We start from the raw sequence: 2,394 nt of genomic DNA, 5'->3' as shown, positions 1-2,394 counted from the left end.
CTTACACAACCTTTTCAGGTGGCGTCCCTTTCGGAAAGCGAGTGCAAAGGTACGCCTTTTTACCGAAACTGCAAGTAACTGGAGAACTTTTTTTGAAACTTTTTTCATGTGAAATATGCAAAATGCTGATATTCACATATATACAGGAAAATATTTACACCTAGAGAAAACTTAGTAAGAATAACAATACTCCTTATTATATATAATAACAGAAAACCGAAGGCAAGGATACAAAAAAGCACCTATATGAACGGGTCAACGGATATATCTTCCATGCCCCCGTACATATAAGTGCGTACCTTGAATGAATTAAGTAATGCTGTATCAGGTTCTAATAAATGAAGTAGCCTTCAACGAAATAATATATGCAGCATTAAATGCATTTATCTTGCACTTGTCATCTTCTCCTTCGGTTATGCATTAATCTATATTTTCAAACTCAGTCAATTTACCAGTTACAGAGTCAATAATAAATCCACGCACGACTACATCTTTAGGCACTAATGGATGATGTTTTACCAAATGCACACTACCTCGTACCGATTGCTCCACATCGTCAAACCCGCTCAACCAAGCGTGCAAATCAACATTGCAATACTCCATCATCTCAATGTCACGGTCGGATACTCCGTGCTCTTTAATATGTCGCAACATGACCTGACTATCCATGTGTTGCGCCCCACAATCCGTATGACCGATAATCATAATTTCTTCTACACCCAGTTCGTAAATACCTACCAACAAGCTACGCATCACACTTCCAAAGGGATGTGTCACCGTTCCTCCGGCATTCTTAATCATCTTTACATCCCCGTTGCGCAAGCCTAAGGCAGCAGGTATCAACTCAACCAAACGCGTATCCATACAGGTCACTATCGCAATCTTTTTATCAGGATATTTTGTGGTTACGTACTGTTCATAGCCTTTGTTTTCTACAAAGGAACGATTGAACTCCAATAATTCGTCTATCATACACATTTAATTTTATGTTTCAAACCGCACAAAGATACGCAAAAAGGCCCACTCTTCCGAAGATAAACTTCTTCTAAGTGAGCCTTGCTGATTATTTTCGAGAGGAAATCAATTTTCCTGCAATGTTATATCATCCATGCAAAAATAAGAAGGAGTATTCATACCGAAATCACCTATATCGGAAGAAGACATTTCAAACGTAATATACGAGGCATCTGCCAGTTCGCTCCAGTCGAACCATTCCCACGTATCGAGAATCATGCTGTTCCCATCACGAAAATCGGCCAAATAAAAATCGACACGCCCTATTTCGGAATCATCGCTTGCGTGACCTACAGCAGTCAGAATGAACCAGTCACCCACTCCAAACTTCCGCACCAAACCTATTCCTCCATCATTACCGTCTTTCATAGCCAGATAATCATAGGTTGTATTCGTTACCCATGCTCCTTTGAAACGATATTTTCCAACTTGCAGATTTGTAATCCGCGCTGGAGTGTACTCGTTTGCATTACTGGTCAGGTAAACGCTTCCATCCCTGCCAGCACCGGTAATGGCACTTAAATTGGTATATCCAGAAGTTGTTACATCCGTTCCATTGGTATAAGTGAACCCTCCACCAAAACTCTGTCCACTAAAATAATGGGAAAAAGCAACTAACGCCTGAGGGTCGGAGAAGGAAGTCCTTTGATAAAACCCATCCACTTCGCCTTCGGTGGCGATGAAAGAGCTATTCGGCTCGCTCAATTCGCCTTCAAAACTGATTACCGCTTCTTCTTTCTGCTCTTCACTTGCCGGATTCTCGTCATCGCTACAATTCCAAAGCGACACACACAACAGTGCCGCCCAAAACCATACTAATTTTTTCATCTGTCCTAATTGCTTTAATTGATTCATGTTATCTTTTGGTTAAAATATAAACCTATTCACACAAGGAAGTTATCCCTGCGCATCTTCGCATAACACTGATTGCAATTAGAAAAAGGGAATAATAAAAAGAGGGCAGCCCGAAAAGCCACATCCTGCCGTATTCCCACGCTTTTTCCTCGAAAGCAGTGAAAATGCAAAGGCACACGGCAGGTCTTCTGACTTGTTCCTATCGGCAAACCGCCTTCCCAAGATACCCTCCCAGTGGCTAAGAATGGTTTGCGACACTTCAGTCTATGGAACTTACAGCAGCGGGACTGTTCAGGACTTGCACCTGATTCCCTTTTAATCGGACGTAGTTTGCCCGAACCGTTGCATGGGCAAAGATAGAAAGTTTTTCATTACATGAACTGACGTTAACAAACATTAATAGAAGTATAAGCAGGATTAAGAAGCTGTTTTGAATTTATCGTGCGATGATTTGGGATGAGTTTTTGAGGCATTTTCGCTTCTGTGATGAGGAAGATAGCGGGCTATCTGACGAAGAACAGGAGC

The 2,394-nt window shown here is 41.5% G+C and carries 2 protein-coding genes and 1 riboswitch; both genes read right to left on the bottom strand.

Going from position 1 to position 2,394, the window contains the following annotated elements; genetic code table 11:
* Positions 1-420: 420 nt before the first annotated feature.
* Positions 421-972 (bottom strand): beta-class carbonic anhydrase, encoded by a 552-nt coding sequence (locus tag B5F78_RS16355; protein ID WP_022040990.1) that lies wholly within the window; start codon positions 970-972, stop codon positions 421-423.
* Between the two features lie 108 nt (positions 973-1,080).
* The gene (locus B5F78_RS16350) at positions 1,081-1,842 is read right to left on the bottom strand and encodes a DUF4465 domain-containing protein (protein ID WP_225226491.1); all 762 of its coding nucleotides are present in this window, start codon (positions 1,840-1,842) and stop codon (positions 1,081-1,083) included.
* 187 nt (positions 1,843-2,029) lie between these two features.
* Positions 2,030-2,228: riboswitch (cobalamin riboswitch) on the bottom strand.
* Positions 2,229-2,394: the final 166 nt, after the last annotated feature.

It is taken from the genome of Bacteroides sp. An279 (genome assembly GCF_002159615.1).
Lineage (GTDB): Bacteria > Bacteroidota > Bacteroidia > Bacteroidales > Bacteroidaceae > Phocaeicola > Phocaeicola intestinalis.
This window is presented reverse-complemented; position numbering and strand designations above follow the sequence as displayed.